Here is a 588-nt window from a genome sequence, read left to right as displayed (position 1 = left end):
ATCGGTATCCGTACCGGCGGCGTCTGGGTGGCCCAGGCGCTGCTCGCAGCCCGCGCGCAGAACGAACCGCTCGGCATTCTCGACGTGTCCTTCTATCGCGACGACTTCACCCAGAAGGGCCTGCACCCGCAGGTGCAGCCGTCGGAGCTGCCTTTCGAGATCGAAGGCCAGCACCTGGTGCTGATCGATGACGTGCTGATGACCGGCCGCACCATCCGCGCCGCGCTCAATGAACTGTTCGACTACGGTCGTCCTGCCAGCGTAACGCTGGTCTGCCTGCTCGACCTGAACGCGCGTGAGCTGCCGATTCGCCCGGACGTGGTCGGCGCCACCCTGTCGCTGGCGCCCGAGCAGCGCATCAAGCTGATCGGACCGGAGCCATTGGCCCTCGAACAACAGATGGAAACCAGCGGCTCCTGAGCGAGCCGGCAAGTCCGCCCCACAGCCCCGCCAACCGAGATCCTGCGATGACGCCCACCGACGCCAAGCGCCCGCTACAGTTGAACGACCAAGGCCAGCTGCACCATTTTCTCTCCCTCGACGGCCTGCCGCGCGAGTTGCTCACCGAGATACTGGACACTGCCGATT

General features: G+C 65.6%; 1 protein-coding gene and 1 pseudogene. Both read left to right on the top strand.

The window, feature by feature from the left end; translation table 11 throughout:
- Positions 1-420: bifunctional pyr operon transcriptional regulator/uracil phosphoribosyltransferase PyrR (gene pyrR / locus CXQ97_RS21055; protein ID WP_104182379.1), on the top strand; the 420-nt coding region annotated here is incomplete at its 5' end.
- Positions 421-467: 47 nt separating this feature from the next.
- Positions 468-588: pseudogene (gene pyrB, locus CXQ97_RS21050) on the top strand (aspartate carbamoyltransferase catalytic subunit); the annotation flags it as partial.

It is taken from the genome of Arthrobacter sp. B0490 (genome assembly GCF_002929355.1).
Classification (GTDB): domain Bacteria; phylum Actinomycetota; class Actinomycetes; order Actinomycetales; family Micrococcaceae; genus Arthrobacter_D.
This window is presented reverse-complemented; position numbering and strand designations above follow the sequence as displayed.